This is a genomic window from Flavobacterium sp. UW10123 (assembly GCF_040538975.1).
Lineage (GTDB): Bacteria > Bacteroidota > Bacteroidia > Flavobacteriales > Flavobacteriaceae > Flavobacterium.
The window spans coordinates 165,567-190,073 of the sequence record NZ_JBEWQE010000006.1 but is presented as its reverse complement, the minus strand read 5'-3'; the positions used below and the strand labels follow the sequence as shown (position 1 = coordinate 190,073).

Sequence of the window (24,507 nt, the reverse complement as noted above, 5' to 3'; positions counted from 1 at the left end):
TCTTAACTCAATGTAAATTAAAAATCAAGCAAAACATTAAAAAATAACAACTGAATTAACAAAAACATTAAATATAATTCACGTTTTAACCTATAACGGTTTCGTAAATGAGAATATAGCATAGAAATCGGAAAATACAGTTGCGCTTTTTCATGTATTACATAAGTAATTTAGCATCAGAGAATTAGAACTATTAATTTAAAAACTAAGTACCATGAAAAAGATTGCAAAATTGAGTTTAGTAGCAGCGTTGCTTTTCACAGGAATAAGCACTTACGCAATTGATGGAAATGGAGAATTTAATCTTCATGTATTAAAAGCTAATGGAAAACTGATCACTTTCGCACTTAATAAAGTACAGAAAGCCAATTTAGCTATTTATGACAATGATGGAACTTTAATTTATTCTGAAAGCGCCTCTGGAAAAGATGGAATCTTAAGAACTTTCAGTCTAGAAGAGTTTCCAGAAGGAACTTATTTCTTAGAAGTAGAAGACAATGTAAAAAAAGCAAAATATGAAATTACAATAACTGATAATGCATCATTATCAAGAACTGCAATTTCTTCAGTTTACAAAACTGGTTTTGCTAAAAATTCGAGTGTTGCTGCACGCTAAGAATTTATACCCCAAAAAAAGGTATAAATCAAGGTTAGAAAATTTAAAAATTACGGTTTAAGAAACAGCTCTTTGTGGTTATAGAGCTGTTTTTTTGTTTTAAGAAAAAAGCAAAATTGCAAAGGACAACCATTTTCTGAAAATTATTCTTATTAATTCCAACTCTTTGATTTTTAAGTGTTAAAAAATGTTTTCTAAAAATAAATCCGTAAACCCAGTAAATACGTATATAGTTCAAACAAAATACAGAAATAATTACAATTCAATAACTTAAGCATTTAAAAATGCTTATTTATTGCTAAAAATTAAATTTGTATTTGTAGTTTTACGCGTTCCACATTTAGTAATTAACAATTTAAAAAAAACATGACAAAATTTACCAAAGCTGGTTTAGTTGCTGCCTTTTTTTTAGCGACTGTGTTTACCTATGCCATTGATGGAAAAGGTGATTACATTTTAAATATCAAAACAGGAAACGGAAAAGTAGTTAGCTTTACTTTAGACACTGTAGAAAATGCATCTTTCTCTATCTACGACGAGAATCACAATTTACTTTATGCGGGACAATCTGCAGCAGACAAATTGGAAGTTTCAAAAACTATTAGTCTAGAAAGTTTTCCTGCTGGAACTTATGTTCTTGAAGTGAAAGCAAACGACAAAGTAGCGAAACATGAAATTAAAGTTGCTGCTAAAAAAGTTAAGACTGTAAAGTTAGACCAATCTGTTAACCAGAGTCCTTCTTTCCGTCGTTAATTTTTTGCCCCCTAAGAATTAGAAAAGCAGCTCGTACCAGGAGCTGCTTTTTTTGTTTTCATATTTTCTATTTCCTTAAATCCGAGCCTATTTTTGCTAGCTTCCAAAAAAAATCTTTTTCAGATGGAACGATTATTTTTTGCGATTCTTTATATACCAAAGAATGCATAAAAGCATAAACATAATCTAAGAAATCTACGAGTTTGAAACTCTGCCGATATTCTGGACGCAATTCGTCGCTGCTGGCAAAACATATATTTCCAGATTCTCTTTCTTCTAAAAATAGCAAACCTAAACCATTTGCAGACAATTTTACTATGTCGCTATTTATATGAATCACCGAAAATTTTTGTAATAAATCATCTAGCATAAAAAAAGATTCGGCACTCTGATTTATTTTTTGAACGCAAAACTCAAAATCATCATCATCAAGAAATGCAATCTTAGTTTTTTTGCGCTGCAAAGCTTCTATTTTATTCAGATAATCCTGTATTGTCATCGTAATGTTCTTTATACCATAAAGTTAAATTATATTTTTTTTGGGAATGAAAAACCATGTCTGAAAATCTTTTTTTACTTTAAAAAAAATACATAAAACACATTAAATCAAATATTTACAAGAATGAAATATAATCGACAAAATCAAAAAAACATCGTTTAAAAGCATTTTATGTTACTGATTTACATATCTTTGCATAACAAAATCATCATTAAACGCAAAATAATAAACCCGAATTGACGTTTATTGATTTATTAATGCTTTATCAAGCTGAAAATACTTTGAAAACAAACAAAAAAATTACGATTAAATACCATAACCAAAACTAAACCTATGCAAAAACAACTAGCTATTTTAGTATTGTTAATCGTATTTTCATTTCGTGCAGCTGCGCAAAGTGAAACATTCTATAAAACTGATAAAGTCAGCGACAGGTACGCCTATGTCGATGTCATAAAAACCTATGAAAGAGTTGCCGCAAAAGGATACAAATCTGTAGACTTGTTTCAAAAACTTGGAAATTCATCGTACTCAAACTGCGAACTAGAAAAAGCAGCCGAATGGTACACCAAACTATTTTCTCTTACCACAGATTTAGAACCTGTATATTATTATCGTTACGCAGAATCGTTGCGTTTTATTTGTGAAAATGCAAAAGCCGATGCACTAATAGAAAAACTAAAACGTAAATCGAAAACAACAATAAAAAAGAAAGTTTAATTTCTTGAAACTGATATAAAAAATCTCTCAGAAATGAGAGATTTTTTGCTTAATCCATGATCTTGTCATTTCGACCGAAGGGAGAAATGATAAACTGAAGAATGTAAACTTTATGTCCCACGAGCAGGAGAAATTTATTTTTCAATATATTTGAGATATGAATCAAAACACAAAAGATATATCAATCAGGCAAGCTCTAAATACAGATTTACCTAAACTTGCCGAATTTCTGCAATTTTTAGTAAGTGCAGAAAGACCCTTTGATGTAACATTAAAAGAAGGAGAGATTTTTTATTATAGTATAGAGGATTTTATTTCTGACCCCAAGTCAGAACTTTTGGTTATAGACTTTAACGATCAAATTATTGGTTGTGGATACGCTCAAATCCGATCAGCTAAACCCTATCAAAAACATGAATTTTTCGGGTATCTAGGCTTTATGTATGTAGATCCCCAGTTTAGAGGACGAGGTCTTAATAATCTTTTAATTAACCATCTTAAAAAATGGGTTTTATCTCAAGGAACAACCGAGGTTAGATTAGACGTATATCATGATAACGAAGCCGCTGTCAACGCTTATAAAAAGGCAGGATTTAAGCCAATATTGACAACCATGCGTTGTGATATAAGCCAAATGGATGATATTATTTAACCGCAACATTTAAACACAATATTTGTCATTTCGACCGAAGGGAGAAATCACACACGTAATTCCGCAAAGATTGGTGACTTACTTTGTCGAGCTTCTAGTGCGATTTCTCACCCGAAGTCTCGGGATCGAAATGACAAACTTTAAAGGAATTATTCTTTTAACAAAATAAAAACCTCCCATTTCTGAGAGGTTTTCTTTTATATAAAATTTACTATTTTTCTTTAAGCAATTTTTCTAAATACTCAATTTTATCTTTTTCTGATTGAAGCAAACGCTCGTAAAGCTTTTTATTTTCTTCTACCGTTTCCATTAATTTATCTAGTGGATTGAAAGTGCAATTATTAAGTCCGAAATAATTATTGGGACTTTCATTAAAAGTATTAAAATAATTAATTGCTGCTTCGTCTGAAAAATTCTTAATTGCTTCAACCGTTACACCAAGTGCTTTTGCAACTTCAACAAGTTTTTCTTCATCAATGGTTTCACTATTTTCCATAGCCGAAATCGCCTGCTGGTTTGTTCCTAAAGCCTGTGCCAAAGCTTCCTGTTTCATATCACGAAGTTCACGAATACGGCTTATTTTTCGCCCTATATGATTTGGTTTTGTTAGTGTGCTCATAATTCAAAGATAATAATAAAGTGTGAAAATCGGTAAAATGTAAAAAACAGATTTTATACCGTGCGATACAGATAAAAATGATTTGGTACAGTAAAATCTATTTCTTTCTTCGCCGAACCAAAACAAAAGTACAATTTTTCTTATAATATTTTTATAAAAGTCAAATTGCAAACCAATTAAAAACTATCTGCCATATGAAAACGAACGAAACGGAAGCTTTACAAAAACTGCAAAAATTAACAGCTCAGTATTTTACAACGTTAAAACCTACTGATGAAGCTAATTCTTACAAAGTTCAATTTAAAGTCGTTAATTATTTAGAACTCGGCTGTCTTATTACCGATTTATTGAAATTATGTATTCTCGCAATCGATAATGATATGCATAACTTTTCTAAAAAAGATAAAGGTGCAACTATTAATGTAAGTCTGATTTTAGAAACGGTTTTGCATTTGTTTCCTATGGATGAAATGGAGTTTTTGGGCTTTGTTGGGGAGGTTCTTGAGTGATTTCTATTTGCTATTCCAAAATGGTATGAACATAGCCCGTGGTTTCAACCACGGGAACGCAATATTGTCTTGCTCCGATTGTGTACCCGTGGTTGAAACCACGGGCTATATTTGATAATAGGATTTTTTGCTGGCGAGAGTGTCTCGCTCGTGCATTTCTTTGCGTTCACGAGCGGGACTCTCGCGCTAGCAGACACTAGGGGACTACTTTTTTAATAGAATTTATTGAGAGATTTAGATTCTTAAAAATCTGCATAAAAAAGCCTGAAAGGCTAAAAGCTGCAAAATAGGGCAACGCCCTATTAGCTAAAACTCAATGCAACTCGAAGCCCTGAAAGGGCGATAGACATTCTTGTTATCTAATTGCTTACGCCCTTTCAGGGCTTTCTTTTTGGATTTTATTACAGACATTGGGCTTTGCCCAATGCTGAATGATTATAGACCTTCGGTCTTATTTAAAGATTCATTCAAATAAAAAACCTCTCATTTCTGAGAGGTTTCAATATTAGCTAAGCGTCTGAAAATATCGGACGTTTGAATCAAAATCCTACATATTCCTTCTATACTGCCCACCAACCTCAAACAACGCCGAAGTAATCTGCCCTAAAGAACAAACCTTTGTAGCTTCCATTAAATGATCAAATAAGTTTTCGTTTTTAATAGCGGCTTGCTGTAAAGCATTTAAATGCTCGTTTACTTTTTCTTCGTGGAAATTATGCAGGTTATCCAGCATCGTAATCTGATATTGTTTTTCTTCTTCTGTTGCACGAATAACCTCAGCCGGAATTACCGTTGGCGAACCTTTTGAACTCAAGAAAGTATTTACACCAACAATTGGGAAATCGCCGTTGTGTTTTAAAGTTTCGTAATACAAACTTTCTTCCTGAATTTTAGATCTTTGGTACATCGTTTCCATTGCACCTAAAACTCCTCCTCTTTCTGTAATTCTATCGAATTCTTGTAAAACAGCTTCTTCTACTAAATCGGTTAATTCTTCGATGATGAAAGAACCTTGAATTGGGTTTTCGTTTTTCGCTAAACCTAATTCTTTATTAATAATCAGCTGAATTGCCATTGCACGACGTACAGATTCTTCTGTTGGCGTTGTAATCGCTTCGTCGTAAGCGTTGGTGTGCAATGAATTACAGTTGTCATAAATTGCATATAAAGCCTGTAAAGTTGTTCTAATATCATTGAAATCAATTTCCTGTGCATGTAACGAACGCCCGGAAGTTTGAATATGGTATTTCAGCATTTGGGCTCTTTCGTTGGCTCCGTATTTGTTTTTCATGGCTTTTGCCCAAATCTTACGCGCCACACGTCCAATAACTGAATATTCTGGATCTACTCCATTCGAGAAGAAAAACGATAAGTTTGGTCCAAAATCGTTGATGTTCATTCCGCGGCTCAAATAATATTCCACGTAAGTGAAACCATTTGAAAGCGTAAACGCCAATTGCGTAATTGGGTTTGCTCCTGCTTCAGCAATATGATATCCAGAAATCGAAACAGAATAGAAATTACGAACGTTTTTAGTAATAAAATATTCCTGAACGTCACCCATTAAACGCAAAGCAAATTCGGTTGAGAAAATGCACGTATTTTGTGCCTGATCTTCTTTTAAAATATCGGCCTGAACCGTTCCGCGAACTTGAGCTAACGTTTTTACTTTTATTTCGTTATAAACTTCCAAAGGTAAAACCTGATCTCCCGTAACTCCTAAAAGCATTAAACCTAAACCATTGTTTCCGTCTGGCAAATCGCCTTGGTATCTTGGTCGTTCAATTCCTTTTTCTTTATATAATTTGTTGATTTTTGCCTCAACTTCTTTTTCTAAATCATTTGCCTTGATGTAAATCTCACATTGCTGATCGATTGCCGCATTCATAAAGAAACCTAACAGCATTGGCGCAGGCCCATTAATCGTCATACTTACCGAAGTTAAAGCATGAACTAAATCGAAACCTGAATATAGTTTTTTAGCATCGTCTAAACAGCAGATTGAAACTCCCGCGTTTCCGATTTTTCCATAAATATCCGGACGCAAATCTGGATCGTTTCCGTATAAAGTTACACTGTCAAAAGCTGTAGAAAGACGTTTTGCTGGCATTCCCGCACTTACATAGTGAAAACGTTTATTGGTTCTTTCTGGTCCGCCCTCGCCCGCAAACATTCTTGACGGATCTTCGCCTTCACGTTTAAACGGATACAATCCCGAAGCAAACGGAAATTCTCCAGGAACATTTTCCTGTAAATTCCAACGCAAAATATCGCCCCAGCCTTCATATTTAGGCAAAGCTATTTTCGGAATCTGTAAATGTGATAAACTTTCAGAATGCGTTGCAATCTTGATTTCTTTATCACGAACTTTAAACGAGTAAACCGGATTTTTGTATTTCGCTACTTTTTCATCCCAATTCAGGATAATTTCCCAATTGTACGGATCTAAATCCATTTTTACTTTATCAAACTGATTTAGTAAAAGATTTAAGAAGATTCTGTTTTCGTCGTGTTCTGCAATGCCGCTTGGTAAAACTGTAGAATCGTCAATTCCTGCTTTATTGATTTGTGGCACTTTTCCAGAAACCGATTCAATGGTTTTGAAAATTCCGTATAATTTCTGAGCGACTTTTTGTTGTGAAATGGCCGTTTCATCATAGCTTCTATTATTCTCTGCAATTTCAGATAGATAACGAGTTCTTCCTGGCGGAATTACAAAGATTTTCTCACTCATTTCTTTAGTGATTGTAAAAGTCGATTTCAAATCTGAAGCCGTTTTTTCAACCACTTTATCCATAATCGCTTTGTAAAGCGTGTTCATTCCCGGATCGTTAAACTGCGAAGCAATCGTTCCGAAAACAGGCATTTCGTCTGGGCTTTTATCCCAAAGACCATGATTGCGCTGATATTGTTTTTTTACATCGCGCAAAGCATCCAATGCGCCACGTTTATCAAATTTGTTTAAAGCCACTAAATCGGCAAAATCAAGCATGTCGATTTTCTCCAATTGTGTTGCAGCTCCAAATTCTGGCGTCATTACATATAAAGAAACGTCTGAATGATCCATAATTTCTGTATCAGACTGACCAATTCCAGAAGTTTCCAGAATAATCAAATCGTATTTTGCCGCTTTCAAAACCTGAATCGCTTCGGCAACATATTTAGACAAAGCCAAATTCGACTGACGTGTCGCAAGCGAACGCATATAAACGCGAGGATTATTAATGGCATTCATACGGATTCTGTCTCCTAAAAGTGCTCCTCCTGTTTTTCTTTTCGAAGGATCGACAGAAATTAATCCGATTGTTTTTTCTGGGAAATCAATTAAGAAACGGCGAACCAATTCGTCAACTAAAGAAGATTTTCCCGCTCCCCCCGTACCTGTAATTCCTAAAACTGGAATTTTAGACGTGGCATTGCTTTCATGAATTTTATCAAAAACTGGTTTTGCAATTTCTGGGAAGTTTTCTGCAGACGAAATCAAACGTGCAATTGCCGTTGGAACTTTATTTTCGATGTGATCGATTTCTCCGTTTAATTTATCTCCAATTGGAAAATCGGCACGTTGAACTAAATCATTAATCATTCCTTGCAAACCAAGAGAACGTCCATCGTCTGGAGAATAAATTCTTGTAATACCATATTCATGCAATTCTTCGATTTCGCTTGGAAGAATTACACCACCTCCGCCTCCGAAAATTTTAATGTGTCCTGCCCCTTTTTCGCGAAGCAAATCATACATATATTTAAAGTATTCGTTGTGTCCGCCTTGGTAAGAAGTCATGGCAATTGCATTGGCATCCTCTTGAATCGCGGTATTTACCACTTCTTCAACGCTTCTATCGTGACCCAAATGTATTACCTCAACACCTGTAGACTGGATAATGCGTCGCATAATATTTATGGCTGCATCATGTCCGTCAAAAAGCGAAGCTGCAGTAACAATTCTTACTTTATTTTTAGGAATATATGGTATTTGTTGTTCCATTTTATGAATATGATAATTTTATGCGACCAATGTACAAAATATTTTAATATTTGATTAAGACAATAGCTTTATGTTAACAAAAATAAATCGATTTCGTGACTTCAAAGGACAACAAATCCTCTAAGTAGCTGATATAGTTAAAGAAAACTTAAAGACATGGCAATTTCGCAACATTTAAATAAAATCTGGAAACATGTTTTGAGCACTCCGATAGTAATTTAGCAGTGTAGAAAAGCCCCAAATTTTTACCAACGACTTACATAGAAAGTAATAACGTAAAAATTAAAAAAATGAGAACATTTTATTCATTCACCGTAATTTTAGGTTTGAGTTTTTTTGTATTTTCTTTTAACAGTATTGAAAAAAGCAATTTTACATATAAGAATACAAAAGCTTCAAATCATTTAACCGTTTACAATAATTCAGATGATGTAAACGAAATTTCGAACGACTTCTTTAAAAGATATTCCGATTTGAAAAAATACAAATCAGATGTCATGTCGTTATACAAAACTAGAACGCTTGGAACTATTTGGTTTGACGAGGACGAAATCAATGAGTTTGGTTCTGTTTTGTATGAAAAAGCAAAAAAAACAAATGATTTAATCGTTCCTTATCAAAAAGAAATAGATCAATTGTTTAGTTCTTCATCAGACAAAAGCACTCTTTCTCAAACTGATGCAGATATGCTTTTAAGTTCATTGTATATATTGTACACTAAAAAAAATAACACTGACAAGAAAAAATTGGTTTATAATGACATGCTGAAAGATTTCTTAAACTACAGCACTATAGAAGAGCAAGAAAGCACAGCAGTTGCAACAAATGAAAAAGTAGAATTTGACCAATATTATAAATTGCAAGACGCTCTAAAAAAATACAAAAAATTAGAAAAATCTAGCAAATACAAACCTATTGTTCCAGAAGAATCTCCATATAAAGAATTACGTCCAGATGCAGTTTCCAGTACTATTGCCCAAGTTAGGACTCGTTTGTATTTACTAGGAGATTTAAAAACCGATTCTAAAAGTAATGTTTATGATCGTGAATTAATGGATGCCGTAATGAAATATAAAGTCCGCAACGGATTTAAACCGAATTACATCTTGGCTCAAGAACATATTGATGAAATGAATATACCGCTTGAAGATAAGGTTGCGACTTTAAAACTTAATATGGAAAGATGTCGTGAGATTTCGGCCAAAATTGCTGCAACCGATGAGTACGTTTTGGTTAACGTGCCTTCTTATGAATTATTTTATGTTAAGAATGGAAAAGTAGTTTTGACTTCACCAGTATTTGTTGGAGCACCTTTGACCAAAACAACCATTTTTGATGGAGAAATTGACAGAATCGTCTTTAGCCCATATTGGACAGTGCCTCAAAGCATTGTACAAAACGAGTTAAGATCTAAAATAGCTACAGATCCAAATTACCTTGCAGAAAAAAATATGGAAATGGTCAACGGTCAAGTAAGACAAAAACCAGGACCAGAGAATTCTTTAGGATTGGTAAAATTTATGTTTCCAAATCCTGACGATATTTATATGCACGATACGCCATCTAAAACTTTGTTCGATTTTGAAAAAAGAACTTTCAGCCATGGATGCATTAATGTAAAAATGGCAAAAGAACTTGCTGTTGCCATGCTGAAAGATTATCCAGAGTGGAATCAGGCAAAGATTGATAAAGCTATGGAGGGTAAAACAGAAAACAGCTTTAAACTTTCTAAAAAAGTACCTATTTTCATTACCTATTTTACTTCTTTAGTAAATGAAAATGGTGAAATTGGATTCTTTCAAGATGTCTATGAAAAAGACGCTGAGTTGAATAATCAATTATCACTGAGTTCAAATTAATTCATAACAACATAATAACAAATCGGAAATTCATTTACTTGAGTTTCCGATTTTTTTATCAAAAAAAATGTCCTAATTTATTAATTTTAAAACTTTTACGTCCTTTTTTATTTTGATTTCTGTCGCAACTTTGCATCATAATACTACCACTAAAAATTAAATTTAAAAACAGTAGATCATGAAAACAGAAAATATCGAAGGGTTATCACTTTTTGAAATAAATCTTTTAATACAGCAAGGCGGAAAATTTGTAATGTTTCCAAATCTAATGACAAAGATTAAAAGTCATACCATTTATTTTATTCGTCCTAAAGAAAAAACATTTAAGTACGCATTAAAACATTTTTTTAAAAACGTAATACTTAGTTGGCGATCGCTTCCATTAAGACCGTCTTACATTTCAAAATCTCTATTTTATTTGACAATTGGAGGTAAGGACTGCACACACAACATACTAGCCGACTTAAAACAGATTAACCCAATTCATAATCCCAATTTATACTGTTTACAGTACGTTTAGACGCCTTTTTTGCCCCTTTATATTTTAATTGTACAATTTAAAAAATAAAAAGTTATCAGATTATTTAGGAACACCTACCTCCTAAAAACAAAAATCTTTTAATTATTTATCAAAGTACAAAATTTAAAAAATCATCTTATATAATTATATAGGGTGTTTTTTTTTGTCTTAATCTAATATTTTAAAAGCGTTTTGAGGCTTACATGCTGATGCGTTAAAGAGAGCTTTGCAAAGCTTTTTTTATATAAAATTACAATGAAAAAACATACTTTAATTCTTAATGTTATTGTCTTAACTCTCATTATTTCATGCACCAATTTTAAGTCTGACAATTCAATTACTATTGATGGAATTAGTAAACCAAAGGTGCCAAAAGCAATAGGGCCACCACGAATATTGTTTATGGGAAATAGTCAAATCGAGTATTTTGTTAGTGCTCCTTCTTTATTCCAAGAACTTTGCAATGCTAATAATCAAAATATAAATATTCAACAACTGACAACAATGGGCGTGGGATTGGATAAAGTTTATTTTACAAATAAAACAGAAGCTAATCAGAACTTTTCAAACATTGATAAAGATGGAAATTATTATGATTATGTTATTCTTCAGGAATCAATACCAATCGCATTAGGAGATATTGAGAAGTTTAGATCAAATCTAAGAATGATTGCCGAGAAAATACACAAAAACAGTCCAGAAGCTGCAATTTATGTCTACCAAAACATGACTCCACTACCTTATACAGATTCAAAGTATAATAATTATTATCAAGAATTGCGTAAAAATACAGTTTTAGCAACTGCTTTTATAAAAAACGCAGGAGTATTAAAAATTGGTGATGCTGTTAAAGATGCTTATAGTGGAAAAAATGGCTACAACTATTTAAAAAACAATACAGATAATCTTTGCTATGGTCAAAAGACAACTCATTTTTTAAATGATGGTGGATTTTTACAAGCTGTTTTACTTTACTCCGTAATATTTGATGAAAAACCAATTATTCCTAAAAAGCTAATTTTAAGTACTGGAACAGGTGATAATGACAGCATGAGAAAACAGGAAGTCTCAAAAGCCATAAGTGATCCTATAGCACTTGAAGAAATTGCCTTTAGTAATCGATAAAGCAACATTTTTTTGTCTTAAAATATTAGTTTTAAAACTTATACAGGCTTCTACTTTTTTTAGTTAAAGAGAGATTTGCAACTCTTTTTTAATAAAAAAATAATGAAAAAACACATTTTACTTTTTGGTATCGCCGCTATTCTTTTTACCTCTTGTAAAGACAAATCGTCTACTGCCGAGAACCAAACTTCGAAAGAAGAAACTACTTCAAGACCAAAAGCTCCAAAAGCTGATGGGATACCACGTATCTTATTTATTGGAAATAGCCATACTGAATATTTCGTTAGTTCACCTATAATATTTGGTGAAATCTGTCAGGCAAACAATCAACCAATGAACATTGATCAATTAGTTACAATGGGAGTTTCTATTGAAAAAATTTATGCAGATCATAAAACTGAAGCTGACCGAAATTTTGCAAAAACTGATAAAGATGGAAATTATTATGATTATGTAATCATTCAAGAATCAACACCAGTTGCGGGCGGAGAACCAGATAAATATAAGTCTAATGTAGATATGATTGTTGAAAAAATACACAAAAACAGTCCAAATGTAGCAATTTATATTTACGAAGGAATGTCTCCCACTCCATTTACTGATTCAGATTACAAAGAGTATTATAACATAATGCGTGAAAATGCAATTTCTGTTATGGAAGCAACTAACAATTCAGGCTTACTAAAAGTTGGAGATGCAATTAATGACGCATATAACGGTAAAAATGGTTATAAATACTTAGTAGACAATAAAGATAATCTTCGTTATGGAGAAAGCACATTGCATCTTTTAAATGATGGTGGGTATTTACAAGGAGCATTACTTTTCGCAACAATCTTTGACAAGAAACCAATAATGCCAAAAGAACTTACTTTAAGCACAGGTACTAGAGACAATGATAAAATGAAAAAACAAGAAGTTAGCAAAGCAATCAGCAATCCAAAAGCATTGGAAGAAATTGCTTTTAGCAATCGTTAAAACTTAAATAATTTCAAAACTAAAAATCACCTTATTGACTTTTATAAGGTGATTTTTTATTTAATATAAAACTCTGAAAATCAATAAAATTTATTCTTATTTTAGCTTTATCTTTTAAACCTAAAAAACAATCTATGGAAGATTCAAACGAGTTAATACAAAGAAAAAGCTGGTTGAATAGAAACTGGAAATGGTTAATTCCCAGTGGATGCTTAACTCTTTTAATATTATTTGGCTTATTTATTGGAGGAATTTTTTATGAAGTTACTTCGATAATAAAAGATTCTGAGGCTTATAAAGAATCAATGACGGCTGTACAAAATAATAAACTCGTAGTTGAAAAACTCGGATCTCCCATAAAAACAGATGGAATGGTTTCTGGAACTGTCACTTCAAACAATGATGTGCGTACTTGCGATGTACAAGTGCCTATAAAAGGCCCTAAAGGCAAAGGAACTTTGTTTGTTGTTGGCGAAAAAAGAGGAAAATGGAAATACAGCGAAATGTCTGTTTATATTGAGAATACGAAAGAGAAAATTGATTTATTGCAGAAATAAAAATCTATTGCCCAAACAAAATTATAAAATGAAATTTTTTATCAGTCTATTATTTGGACTTTTTCTGTATGCCTCTTCTTTTGCACAATCTGCCAAAAATTACCAAGTTTACGCCAATCAAATTAAACAGTTCACAAAACCTGCGAAAATACTACGCAATGATATTAATGCAGAGGGAAATGGCTCTATCGAATTTACAAATGCTAAAAACCAAATACTGCGTTTTAGATTGCAAAAAAACAAACTTCAATTAGGATCTTGCAGTATCGCTTTTGAAATATATTATTATGAAAATAATTATTTGAGAAGAATTGAATCGCTTGACAGCAACGGAAATTTAATTGGATGCAACTTAAAAATAAACGGAGAAGCCGTTACTGAATATATTATCGAAAAACCTTCCTTGTATCTCCAAAAAAAGAAATTGATTGATAATTCCGACGGAAATATTAATATGAAAGATGATTCTAAAGAAAAAATCATTCGGGTTCATTATTTTGATTCCCATAATAAACCTATAATATTACTAAAGCCCGTTTACATTTCGAGTAAAACCTACTGGCAGGATAATATTCGAATGGGATGGCCATAAATTAAGATGCTTAAAAAATGAAGTCTAAGATGCTAAGTTCTCTTGTGTTAAGTTTACAACAAAATGTTAGTTTGCTTAAAATAAAATTGTGGCGTTGTTTTTGAATAAGTATTATTTTTGAAACTTAAATAAAACCCCATAATGAAAAAGATTTTACTATTAGCCGTTACATTTTCGCTTACTTCTTGCGCACAGGTACAACAGACTTTAAATCAATTGCCTCAAATCACATCTCAGATTCCAGGCACAGGAACTGTTGACATTGCTTCTGGATTAAAAGAAGCTTTAAATAAAGGAATTACGCAACAAGTGAGTAAATTAACCGCTGTAGATGGTTTTTATAAAAACGAAGCTGTAAAAATTTTAATGCCCGAAGAATTGCAAAAAGTAGATGCAACATTGCGTAAAGTAGGTTTAAGTTCTCTTGCAGATGAAGGAATCAAAATGCTAAACCGCGCTGCAGAAGATGCAGTAAAAGAAGCTACTCCAATTTTTGTTACAGCTGTAAAAAATATGACTTTTACAGATGCTAAAAATATTCTTTTAGGAAGTGATAATGCTGCAACCAATTATTTACAAGGTAGCACAACAACTGCATTGTACGCCAAATTCAATCCGGTAATTAAAAGTTCCTTCCAAAAAGTGGGCGCAGATGCTGTTTGGACAAAGATTATAACAAAATACAACACTATTCCATTAGTAAAAAAAGTAAACCCTGATTTAACTGACTACACAACCAATCAAGCTTTGTCTGGTGTTTTTAAAATGATTGCTGTTGAAGAAAAAGAAATCAGAAACGATATTTCTGCAAGAACAACGCCTTTATTACAAAAGGTTTTTGCTATGCAGGATGGAAAATAGTTTTTTCTAGTAAGGTTCAAAGAGACAGAGTTACAAAGGGACAAAGCTACCTTTGCAACTTTAAACCTTTGTAACTTTGCAACTAACCAAAAACAAAAAACCGAAATGCAAAAAATTACCATACTCATTCACTGTAAAGATCAAAAGGGAATTATCGCTGCAGTGACTACTTTTATTGCAAAGGTAGAAGGAAACATTACGTACATTGACCAGCATGTTGATGTAGAGCAGAATGTATTTTTTATGCGTTTAGAATGTGAATTTACCAATCAGAGCAGTAATATTGAAAAGATAAAAGAAGAGTTCAGTAAAACAATTGCTGCCGACTTCAATATGTCTTGGGATTTATACAATCAAGAGCAAAAACCTAAAATGGCTTTGTTTGTTTCTAAATATGATCATTGTTTATTTGACATTTTAGGACGTTACAGTGCCGACGAATTGGGTGTCGAAATTCCGATGATTATAAGCAATCATAATGATTTACGTTCAATTGCAGAACGTTTTGATATTCCGTTTCACTATGTTCCTTTTACAAAAGACAACAAAGAAGAAGGCGAAGCAAGACAAATTGAACTTTTGAAAAGATACCAAATCAATTTTATTGTTTTGGCGCGCTATATGCAGATTGTGACTCCAAAAGTGATTTCGCTTTACGAAAACAAAATCATTAATATTCATCATTCTTTTTTACCTGCTTTTCCGGGTGCAAAACCGTATCATTCGGCTTTTAAACGCGGCGTAAAAATTATCGGAGCTACTAGCCATTACGTAACAGAAGAATTAGACGAAGGTCCGATTATTGAACAGGATATTGCAAGAGTTTCTCATATTCACTCCGTAGAAGATTTTATTATGAAAGGCCGTGATTTGGAACGCATTGTTTTAGCAAGAGCTATTAAGTTACATGCTGAGAGAAAAACAATGGTTTATAGCAATAAGACTGTGGTTTTTTCTTAAGGTTCAAAGTGGCAAAGGTTCAAAGGTACAGAGGCTTTTCTTTACCTAAAAAACTTCGACTTCGCTCAGTTTGACAGCAATTATCTCAAAATAATAAACCCGACAGGTTTTAAAAACCTGTCGGGTTTAATTTTATAAATCTAGTTCAGAAAGCCTTTGTCCCTTTGAAACTTTGCCACTCTGAACCTAAAAAAAACTTATCTAGCTTTAATCGCTAATCTCGGGTCATCAAAAGCATTTACCTCATCCATAGTCATCCCTAGAGCGTTTGCTACGCCTGCACCGTATGCTGGATCGGCTTGATAACAGTTTCTGATGTGACGGACTTGAATAAATTTCTGTGCTCCTCCCACTTGACCAGCTGTATTTTTAAACAAAAGCTGTTTTTTCTCATCGGTCAATAAACGGAACAAAAGTCCAGGTTGAGTAAAGTAATCATTATCATCTTCTCTAAAATTATGCGCATAAGCATCGCCATAAATTGCCAAAGGCGGTTCTTTTACTTCAGGCTGTTCCTGCCATTCGCCAAAACTGTTTGGCTCGTAGTGTTTTCTTCCGCCATAATTTCCGTCGACACGCATTGCTCCATCTCTATGGAAACTGTTATACGGACATCTAGAAGCGTTTACTGGAATCTGGTAATTGTTTACTCCTAAACGATAGCGATGAGCATCTCCATAAGAAAACAAACGTCCCTGAAGCATTTTATCTGGAGAGAAACCAATTCCCGGAACTACGTGAGCCGGGTTAAATGCCGCCTGCTCTACTTCTGCAAAATAATTTTCTGGGTTTTTATTTAATTCGAATTCTCCAACTGGAATTAATGGAAAATCTCCTTTCAACCAAACTTTAGTTAAATCGAATGGATGAAAACGATACGTTCTTGCCTGTTCTTCTGACATAATCTGAACAAACATTTTCCATTTCGGGAAATTTCCTTCTTCGATTGCATTAAATAAATCTCTCTGATGGCTTTCTCTGTCACCGCCAACTAATTTTGCGGCTTCTTCATCAGAAAGATTTTCTATTCCTTGTTGTGAAACCAAATGGAATTTTACCCAATGTCTTTCATTTTGTGCATTAATAAAACTAAAAGTATGGCTTCCGAAACCGTGCATTTCTCTATACGATCTCGGAATTCCGCGGTCGCTCATTACAATTGTAACTTGGTGAAGAGCTTCTGGCAATAAAGTCCAAAAATCCCAATTATTATCAGCACTTCTTAAATTGGTTTTTGGATCGCGTTTAACGGCGTGATTCAAATCTGGAAATTTCATCGGATCACGGAAAAAGAAAACCGGTGTATTATTTCCAACCAAGTCCCAATTTCCTTCATCTGTATAAAATTTCATCGCGAAACCACGTATGTCTCTTTCGGCGTCAGCAGCGCCTCTTTCTCCTGCAACAGTAGAGAAACGCACAAACATTTCTGTTTTTTTTCCAATTTCAGAAAACAAGTCTGCTTTTGAATATTTGGTAATGTCGTGTGTTACAGTAAAAGTTCCGTAGGCTCCAGATCCTTTGGCGTGCATTCTTCTTTCCGGAATCACTTCTCGGTCAAAATGCGCCATCTTTTCTAAAAACCAAAAATCTTGTAATAAAACAGGTCCGCGAGGGCCAGCTGTTTGAATGTTTTGATTGTCTGGAACGGGAGTTCCCGTTGCAGTTGTTAATTTTTTGTTTGATTCCATTTTGCTGATTTTTAACGTTTTATCAAATATACAAACTTATCTTTAGCATATTCATAACTAAAATTGATTGTTATTATATTTTAATAATCAAAAATTATTTTACGTTACAGAAAGCTCAAAACAGCCATTTGACAAATCTTAACGTATGGTCAACAAAGTAATAACAAAACCTTAACAGCATAAAATTGATATATGTCGGACATTTGTAATGTAATAAACTGGTTATTTATTATTTTGGTTTTGGTTAGTTAAATGATGCCGGCTTCTTCGAGATGCCGGCATTCTTTTTTTATAGTTTTTTGTTTCAGGTTTCAAGTTTTTTTGTTTCAAGTTACAATGCGATGCGCTTAGTCTTAATGCAAAGAGCGCAAAGATTTTTTAATTAAAAGAAGTTTTAAAGTTCGCAAAGCTTTGTAAAAAAAAACTTTGTCCTATGACTATCTGAATTGCCTAAACTTTTGCATTCTTTCCGTTCAACCACAAGCTCCAACAACTTGAAACCTGAAACTTGAAACAAATGTTTTTAACTGCAAGTTTTGAACATTAACTTATATCCAACAAAGTAATAACAAGACCTTAACAGCATAAGTTTGATATATGTCGGATATTTGTACTGTAATAAACTGGTTATTTATTATTTTGGTTTTGGTTAGTTAAATAATGCCGGCGTCTTCGAGATGTCGGCATTTTTTTTTTGGTTAAAGTTTGTATTTATTTTGTTTCGGGTTACTTTACTTTGAACATAATTTTAACGCAAAGAGCGCAAAGTTTTTTCTCAAGAGGTTTTGTATAAAAACACAAAGTTCGCAAAGCTTTGTCTAAAAAACTTTGCGAACTTTGCGTTATTCTTAGCGCTCTTTGCGATTAAACTTTCAACAACTTGAAACCTGAAACTTGAAACTTGAAACAAAAACTAACTCTTAAGTCTTTCATGCAGTAATTTAAAATACGAAAATGCCTTTAGCAATCTGCTGCCGTGCCAGGAGAACATTTCGCCATCAACAAAAATAGTTTTGGCGTGATGCGTAAACCTTCCGATTTCAAAAGCATCTTCTTCTTTGAAAGGATAAGGCTCCGATGAAAGAAAAACAATATCAGGATCGCCTTCTAAACGCATTTTTTTTAGTTCGATTTCAGGATAACGCCCTTTGTCTTCGTATATATTTTTAAAATGATTGAGTTTTAGCAACTCATTAATATAAGTATTTTTTCCAGCCACCATATATGGATTTTTCCAAATAAAATAAGCCGCTTTCTTTTCCTTTATATCTTTTATATAATTTTTAAAATCGCTTAAAGCGAAAGCCAATTTGTCGTTCCATTTCTGTGATTCGGTTCTGCAGTTGAATAATTGTCCGAAATCTGAAATCATTTGGAAATTATCCTCGATAGAAACAATATTGGTAACCCAAACTGGGCAAATTGCACTTAACTGTTCTACAATCTTAAGCGTGTTTTCTTCTTTGTTGCAGATAATAATATCTGGCTCTAAAAGCTTTATTTTTTCGAAGTGAATTTTCTTCGTTCCGCCAACAATCTTCTTGGTAGATTTAAAATGAAACGGATGAACACAAAACTTCGTTATTCCGATAATTTTTTCTTCTAAACCTAAATCATATAATAATTCGGTTTGCGAAGGAACTAGTGAAATAATGCGTTTTGGAGCTGTTTCAAAAGAATGAATAGTACCAAGCTGATCTTTAATTTGTTTCATATTTCAGGTTTGTTGGAATGTGGAATTTAACGCAAAGTGCGCTAAGTTTTTTCGCAAAGAACACAAAGAAATTATATATAGACTTGTGAAAGTTTTTTTAAGTTCTCAAAGAAAGGTTTAAGTTTTAATTTATCTAAACTTTGAAAACTTAAAAAAAAACTCAAAATTTTATTAGCCTTCGCAAACTTGGTGAAAAAACTTAAGGTACTTTGCATTAAAAAATTATGTTCAAAGTAAAGCAACTTGAAACTTTAAACCTAAAACTTTAAACGAATAATCTCTTCCATTTCCTGCTGCACTTTCAAAGCTTCTTCTCTTGCCTTTTCAGCAAAATCAGTTCCTTTTGAAGCGTAGATAATCGCTCTCGCAGAATTTACCAAAAGACCAACTTTATCATTCATTCCGTATTTGCAAACTTCAGATAAACTTCCGCCTTGAGCGCCAATTCCTGGGACTAATAAGAAACTATCTGGAACAATTTTTCTGATTTCGGTAAAATATTCTGCTTTTGTAGCACCAACAACGTACATTAAGTTTTCGCTATTTTTCCAAGTTTTAGAAGTTTCTAGAACTTGTTTATACAATTCCTTTCCGTTTGTATTTAAAGTCTGAAAATCGAAAGCACCTTCATTTGAAGTCAAAGCCAACATAATAGTATGCTTGTTTTCGAAAGCTAAGAAAGGCTCTACAGAATCTTTTCCCATATAAGGGGCAACGGTTACACTATCAAAATTCAAGTCTTCAAAAAAAGCTTTGGCATACATGCTCGAAGTATTCCCAATATCACCGCGTTTTGCATCGGCAATCGTAAAAATGTTAGGATAATTTTCGTTGATATAATTAATCGTTTTTTGCAGAGACATCCATCCTTTTATTCCGTATGCCTCAAAAAATGCTGTGTTTGGTTTATATCCAACAGTCAAATCGTGTGTAGCATCGATAATTGCTTTATTAAATTCAAAAATCGGATCTTCTGTTTCTAATAAATGTTGCGGAATTTTAGTTAGATCTGGATCTAATCCAACGCATAAAAATGATTTTTTTTGAAGAATTTGTTCGTGTAGTTGTTGTGTTGTCATATTCTTTTTTGCTTGTGCGGCAAAATTACAAATTATAATTGTGAATGAGTTAACGGTTGATGGTTAATTGTTGATGGTTGGTTGGTGGTCAATGGCTACTGATAAATGTTTACTGTTGTCAGGCTGAGCGGAGTCGAAGCCCTTTGCGCTTTTTAACTCCTCAAGGGTGACATTACTCACTTTATTTTAAATTATCTGACTAACATTGAATTCTATAACATCTATCAAAAATTGTGTAATAGAAAAATTGGAACTGAAAGTAACTTTGAAATTAAACCATTAAAAAAACAATTATGAGCCCAAATATCGGAATTACACCAAAAAACTTAAAAAAGAGCGCTTCTATACTTGCTACGATTTTATCTAACGAAATGACCTTGTATGTAAAAACAAGAAAATTTCACTGGAACATTTCTGGAAACAGTTTTATGGAACTGCATAAATTGTTTGAGGAGCAATACCGCGTTCTTGAAGCTCAAATTGATGAGATTGCAGAACGCATTAATCAATTGGGAGAAAAAACAATTGGAACAATGAAAGAGTTTATCGATAATTCTACTTTAAAAGAATCTCCAAAAGAATACGCTTCTCAAAAGGATATGTTATCTGAGCTTCTAGAAAATCACGAACAGCTGGTTACAGAATTCAGAAATTATATTCCCGTTTTTGAGAACGAAACCAATGATGCCGGCTCAGCTGATTTTGTAACAGGATTGCTGCAGGAACACGAAAAAATGGCTTGGATCCTGAGAAGATACCAAGTTTAGTTATGAGTTATGAGTTATGAGTTATGAGTTATAAGTTATGGGTTATAAGTTATGGGTTATAAGTTATGGGTTATAAGTTATGGGTTATAAGTTATGGGTTATAAGTTATGGGTTATGAATTTTTAATTTTTAATTTTTTTCAATCGAAATGAAAATTATGCAACAGTCAGAAAAATAAATGTAACACAATATTGATTCATAATTTGCAATTTTACAATACAATAAAATACAAAAAAGAGATATCATGAATACTACCGAGATAAAAGGAAACTGGAACGAGTTGAAAGGAAAACTAAAGCAAAAATATGCTGAGTTAACAGATGACGATTTGATGTTTGCTGAAGGAAAAGAAGACGAAATGTACGGAAGACTTCAGCAGAAACTGGGAAAAACAAAAGAGGAATTTCATCAAATCCTGTCAGAATTGTAAAACCTTACAACTCAATCAGGGAAATACCGTCTAGTAAAAATATTAGACGGTATTTTTTTGAAAATTTTATTTTAAAATCGTATTTTGACATAATTCTATACCATTTAAAAGCAAAAACACCAAATAAAATAAGTATCTTTAACCAAATTCTATAAAATGAAACTATTTATAAAGTTCGACATTAATACTATTTGCTCTCTTTATTTAAAACAAAATCTGGAACTAAACAATGTAAATTTTACAACTCTGGGATTTGGCGAAATTGAGATTGAAGACAATCTTGATGCCGAAGCGCTAGACAATTTAAAAACTAAATTGGCTCCATGCGGTTTTGAAGTAGTTGAAAATCAAAAAAGCGTATTAGTCCAAAAAATAAAAGACGCCATCATTGAGCTTGTATTTATGGATGACAGCAATAATTATAAAAGTTCTGTGTTTTTGGCAGAAAAGCTAAACCACAGTTACGGATATTTATCTAACGTTTTCTCAGAAGTAACGTATTCTTCTATAGAAAACTTTATTATTTTGCAGAAAATTGAAAGAGCAAAACAGTTGATTATTATCAACGAAATGAGTCTTACCGAAATTGCTTTTTTACTCAATTATTCAAGTGTTGCGCATTTGAGCACGCAGTTTAAAAACACAACCGGGATTACTCCATCTGCTTTTCAGAGAATTATTAAGAAACGAAGAGAAAATTTAAAATAAAACCCAAATACCACATTAAAATGCAAAAAAACGCATTACACATTTTATTGGCCGATGATGATGAAGATGACCGTCTTTTTTTTAAAGATGCATTTGAAGAAATAAAGATACAAACTAATGTAAGTTTTGTTCATGACGGTATGCAGCTTATGGATCATTTAATGAACACAGACAATAAACTTCCAGATATTTTGTTTCTAGATTTAAACATGCCTAAGAAAACAGGTAAAGAATGTTTAATTGAAATCAAAAAAACGGATCATTTAAAGGATATAATTATTGCCATTTATTCTACTTCTTCCTCTGAAGAAGATATTGAAGACACCTTTATTCAAGGCGCCAATATTTACATCAAAAAGCCAAGCGATTTCAATACGCTCAAAAAAATAATTAATGAAGTCGTAACCGTAAACTGGCATTATCATACTTCTGGTTTAAACCGTGATAATTTCTTGCTGCGACTAAAATAAAGCATTCCAATAATGAAGTGGATACCAAATTTTAATTCTTCAAACTCTTTGAGAGTTATTTTTGTAATCGCAGTTTTCATTCTGTTATTCCTTTCTTCAATTGCTTACAAACATAACCAGGACTTGAACGAATCAAGCAAACTGGTTATGCATACTTACGAAATCAACATTCAGCTCGAACGATTAATGTCGGCTATAAAAGATGCAGAAACGGGTCAGCGAGGGTATATAATCACTCGCAACGCCCGTTTTTTGACTCCGTATATTTATTCTAGAGACAAGGTAAATACTTCTTTTATTACCTTAAAAAAACTGACTGCAGATAATCCGATACAACAGGAAAATCTTCAAAAACTTTTCAAACTTATTACCCAACGTTTTGTTTCTTTTGAAAACTGTTTAAAATACAGCGATCCTAAAACTTACGACAAAAGAAAACTGGATAATCATATGTTTGGTGGACGGATCTTAATGGAAAACATCCGTTTTAAGGTTGATGAAATGAATGACATTGAGAAAGACTTCCTAAAGAAAAGACTAAAAATCTACGATTCGGAAATCTCTTTGAGTCCACTTTTTTCTATTTCATTATTTCTGGTCGCTTTGAGTTTTATTTTATTGGCTTATCGTCAAATTAGCCGTGATTTTGAGCGATTGAAAGTATTCAATAAAAAACTTTTAATTTCTACTGGTTTAATTTCTGAATCAGAAAATATTGGTAAATTCAGCACTTGGCAATGGGATTTGGATTCTGATAAAATTGATTTTTCAGACAACCAATTCCGATTACTAGGTCTAGAACCTAGATCTTTTGCGCCAAACAAAGCTACACTTATAAAATACGTTCATCCAGACGATAAAGAATCTGTAGCCAAAGCAATTGACGGGATTATAGAAAAGAAACATCTTCCGTTTGTGTATTATAAAATTGTACGTCCAGATTTTGAAGTCCGTTATTTTAAAACAACAGGAAAATTGGTTACAGATCAGCAGGGAAGTAAAATTTTGCTTGGAATTAATTTTGACATTACAGACGAACATCTTTTGAATATTGAACTTCAGGAACGAAATAAAGAGTTGGAGAAAAGCAACAAAGAGCTGGCTTCTTTCAATCACGTGGCAAGTCACGATTTGCAAGAACCACTTAGAAAAATACAGACTTTTATTTCAAGAGTTTCTAGCGCCGATAAAGAAGTAATGTCTGAAAGCGGAAAAAATTATATAACCAAAATAGAAAGTTCGGCAAAAAGAATGCGTGTTTTAATAGACGATCTTCTTTTGTTTTCAAGAACTAATACAACCAAAAAGGAATTCATTAAAATGAACCTTAACGAGCTTCTGGACAATGCCGAATCTGAATTGGGCGAAGTAATAGAAGAAAAGAGAGCCGTAATTCAGCGCATTGGCAAACTTCCAAAGCTTTCTGTAATTCCGTATCAGATCGAACAGCTGTTTATCAATTTAATTGGAAATTCATTAAAATACAGTCAATCAGATGTTCGTCCTGAAATTTCTATTTCGAGCGAAAAAGTGAATTCTTCAGATTATCCAGAAATATTAGAGCAGTCTGTAAAAAAGTTTCATAAAATCACTTTTACAGATAACGGAATGGGATTTGATACTCAATTTAAAGAAACTATTTTTATTCTTTTTCAGCGTCTTCATTCCAAAACAGATTATCCAGGAACCGGAATCGGATTAGCCATCTGCAAGAAGATTGTAGAGAATCATAAAGGCCATATTACAGCCGACAGTATTTTAGGAAAAGGCTCCGTATTTACGGTGTTTCTACCCGATTAAACTTTATTAAAAAAACACATAAAAAGCGTTATATAAATCC

General features: G+C 32.8%; 24 protein-coding genes. 18 read left to right on the top strand and 6 right to left on the bottom strand.

Annotated elements, in window-relative coordinates:
- Window positions 1-214: 214 nt before the first annotated feature.
- Complete coding sequence (locus tag ABXT06_RS09050; RefSeq protein ID WP_354590460.1) at window positions 215-616, top strand: T9SS type A sorting domain-containing protein; 402 nt, start codon at window positions 215-217, stop codon at window positions 614-616.
- Window positions 617-982: 366 nt separating this feature from the next.
- On the top strand, window positions 983-1,369 hold the full coding sequence (locus tag ABXT06_RS09045) for a T9SS type A sorting domain-containing protein (RefSeq protein WP_354590459.1): 387 nt from the start codon (window positions 983-985) through the stop codon (window positions 1,367-1,369).
- Window positions 1,370-1,436: 67 nt separating this feature from the next.
- Here the strand turns inward: ABXT06_RS09045 and ABXT06_RS09040 are convergent, their stop codons facing one another.
- A complete protein-coding gene (locus tag ABXT06_RS09040) occupies window positions 1,437-1,868 on the bottom strand; it encodes a hypothetical protein (RefSeq protein ID WP_354590458.1) in 432 nt (143 codons plus the stop codon).
- Between the two features lie 333 nt (window positions 1,869-2,201).
- On the opposite strand from ABXT06_RS09040, the gene ABXT06_RS09035 reads away from it, so the two are divergent.
- Entirely contained in the window at window positions 2,202-2,588 is a 387-nt protein-coding gene (locus tag ABXT06_RS09035) for a flagellar motor protein MotB (RefSeq protein WP_354590457.1), read from the top strand.
- A gap of 157 nt (window positions 2,589-2,745) precedes the next feature.
- The gene (locus ABXT06_RS09030) at window positions 2,746-3,240 is read left to right on the top strand and encodes a GNAT family N-acetyltransferase (RefSeq protein ID WP_354590456.1); all 495 of its coding nucleotides are present in this window, start codon (window positions 2,746-2,748) and stop codon (window positions 3,238-3,240) included.
- Window positions 3,241-3,451: 211 nt separating this feature from the next.
- On the opposite strand, the gene ABXT06_RS09025 is transcribed toward ABXT06_RS09030, so the two are convergent.
- Window positions 3,452-3,859: a helix-turn-helix domain-containing protein gene (locus tag ABXT06_RS09025; protein ID WP_354590455.1), complete on the bottom strand. Its 408-nt coding sequence runs from the start codon at window positions 3,857-3,859 to the stop codon at window positions 3,452-3,454.
- A gap of 194 nt (window positions 3,860-4,053) precedes the next feature.
- Here ABXT06_RS09025 and ABXT06_RS09020 point away from each other — a divergent pair, with 194 nt between their 5' ends.
- A complete protein-coding gene (locus ABXT06_RS09020) occupies window positions 4,054-4,368 on the top strand; it encodes a hypothetical protein (RefSeq protein ID WP_354590454.1) in 315 nt (104 codons plus the stop codon).
- Between the two features lie 547 nt (window positions 4,369-4,915).
- Here the strand turns inward: ABXT06_RS09020 and ABXT06_RS09015 are convergent.
- Window positions 4,916-8,356: a methylmalonyl-CoA mutase family protein gene (locus ABXT06_RS09015; RefSeq protein WP_354590453.1), complete on the bottom strand. Its 3,441-nt coding sequence runs from the start codon at window positions 8,354-8,356 to the stop codon at window positions 4,916-4,918.
- Between the two features lie 290 nt (window positions 8,357-8,646).
- Between ABXT06_RS09015 and ABXT06_RS09010 the strand changes: the two genes are divergently transcribed.
- The 8 genes from ABXT06_RS09010 (at window position 8,647) to purU (ending at window position 15,808) form a co-directional block, all read left to right on the top strand.
- The gene (locus tag ABXT06_RS09010) at window positions 8,647-10,215 is read left to right on the top strand and encodes a L,D-transpeptidase family protein (RefSeq protein ID WP_354590452.1); all 1,569 of its coding nucleotides are present in this window, start codon (window positions 8,647-8,649) and stop codon (window positions 10,213-10,215) included.
- A 178-nt stretch (window positions 10,216-10,393) separates the two neighbouring features.
- Entirely contained in the window at window positions 10,394-10,735 is a 342-nt protein-coding gene (locus ABXT06_RS09005) for a hypothetical protein (protein WP_354590451.1), read from the top strand.
- Between the two features lie 255 nt (window positions 10,736-10,990).
- On the top strand, window positions 10,991-11,860 hold the full coding sequence (locus ABXT06_RS09000) for an SGNH/GDSL hydrolase family protein (protein ID WP_354590450.1): 870 nt from the start codon (window positions 10,991-10,993) through the stop codon (window positions 11,858-11,860).
- Window positions 11,861-11,962: 102 nt separating this feature from the next.
- Window positions 11,963-12,838 carry a hypothetical protein gene (locus ABXT06_RS08995; protein WP_354590449.1) on the top strand — a complete coding sequence of 292 codons (876 nt, stop codon included), beginning with the start codon at window positions 11,963-11,965 and terminating at the stop codon, window positions 12,836-12,838.
- A gap of 134 nt (window positions 12,839-12,972) precedes the next feature.
- On the top strand, window positions 12,973-13,395 hold the full coding sequence (locus ABXT06_RS08990; RefSeq protein ID WP_354590448.1) for a cytochrome c oxidase assembly factor Coa1 family protein: 423 nt from the start codon (window positions 12,973-12,975) through the stop codon (window positions 13,393-13,395).
- Between the two features lie 28 nt (window positions 13,396-13,423).
- Window positions 13,424-13,987, top strand: coding sequence for a hypothetical protein (locus tag ABXT06_RS08985; RefSeq protein WP_354590447.1), 564 nt, complete (start codon window positions 13,424-13,426; stop codon window positions 13,985-13,987).
- 141 nt (window positions 13,988-14,128) lie between these two features.
- A complete protein-coding gene (locus tag ABXT06_RS08980) occupies window positions 14,129-14,848 on the top strand; it encodes a DUF4197 domain-containing protein (protein ID WP_354590446.1) in 720 nt (239 codons plus the stop codon).
- A gap of 105 nt (window positions 14,849-14,953) precedes the next feature.
- Window positions 14,954-15,808, top strand: a complete 855-nt coding sequence (gene purU, locus ABXT06_RS08975) for a formyltetrahydrofolate deformylase (protein ID WP_354590445.1) — start codon at window positions 14,954-14,956, stop codon at window positions 15,806-15,808.
- Between the two features lie 197 nt (window positions 15,809-16,005).
- Here purU and ABXT06_RS08970 read toward each other — a convergent pair whose 3' ends face one another.
- The 3 genes from ABXT06_RS08970 to pyrF all read right to left on the bottom strand — a co-directional run bounded on the left by ABXT06_RS08970 (window position 16,006) and on the right by pyrF (window position 20,292).
- The gene (locus tag ABXT06_RS08970) at window positions 16,006-17,499 is read right to left on the bottom strand and encodes a catalase (protein WP_354590444.1); all 1,494 of its coding nucleotides are present in this window, start codon (window positions 17,497-17,499) and stop codon (window positions 16,006-16,008) included.
- 913 nt (window positions 17,500-18,412) lie between these two features.
- Window positions 18,413-19,213 carry an ABC transporter substrate-binding protein gene (locus ABXT06_RS08965; protein ID WP_354590443.1) on the bottom strand — a complete coding sequence of 267 codons (801 nt, stop codon included), beginning with the start codon at window positions 19,211-19,213 and terminating at the stop codon, window positions 18,413-18,415.
- 257 nt (window positions 19,214-19,470) lie between these two features.
- Window positions 19,471-20,292 carry an orotidine-5'-phosphate decarboxylase gene (gene pyrF / locus ABXT06_RS08960; RefSeq protein WP_354590442.1) on the bottom strand — a complete coding sequence of 274 codons (822 nt, stop codon included), beginning with the start codon at window positions 20,290-20,292 and terminating at the stop codon, window positions 19,471-19,473.
- Between the two features lie 293 nt (window positions 20,293-20,585).
- Here pyrF and ABXT06_RS08955 point away from each other — a divergent pair, with 293 nt between their 5' ends.
- From ABXT06_RS08955 to ABXT06_RS08935, 5 genes are all read left to right on the top strand, one after another.
- Entirely contained in the window at window positions 20,586-21,059 is a 474-nt protein-coding gene (locus ABXT06_RS08955; RefSeq protein ID WP_354590441.1) for a Dps family protein, read from the top strand.
- A gap of 244 nt (window positions 21,060-21,303) precedes the next feature.
- Window positions 21,304-21,489 carry a CsbD family protein gene (locus ABXT06_RS08950; RefSeq protein WP_008462351.1) on the top strand — a complete coding sequence of 62 codons (186 nt, stop codon included), beginning with the start codon at window positions 21,304-21,306 and terminating at the stop codon, window positions 21,487-21,489.
- A gap of 156 nt (window positions 21,490-21,645) precedes the next feature.
- Entirely contained in the window at window positions 21,646-22,197 is a 552-nt protein-coding gene (locus tag ABXT06_RS08945) for a helix-turn-helix domain-containing protein (protein WP_354590440.1), read from the top strand.
- Window positions 22,198-22,217: 20 nt separating this feature from the next.
- On the top strand, window positions 22,218-22,667 hold the full coding sequence (locus ABXT06_RS08940) for a response regulator (protein ID WP_111375939.1): 450 nt from the start codon (window positions 22,218-22,220) through the stop codon (window positions 22,665-22,667).
- 12 nt (window positions 22,668-22,679) lie between these two features.
- Window positions 22,680-24,467, top strand: a complete 1,788-nt coding sequence (locus ABXT06_RS08935) for a sensor histidine kinase (protein WP_354590439.1) — start codon at window positions 22,680-22,682, stop codon at window positions 24,465-24,467.
- The last annotated feature ends 40 nt before the right edge of the window (window positions 24,468-24,507 follow it).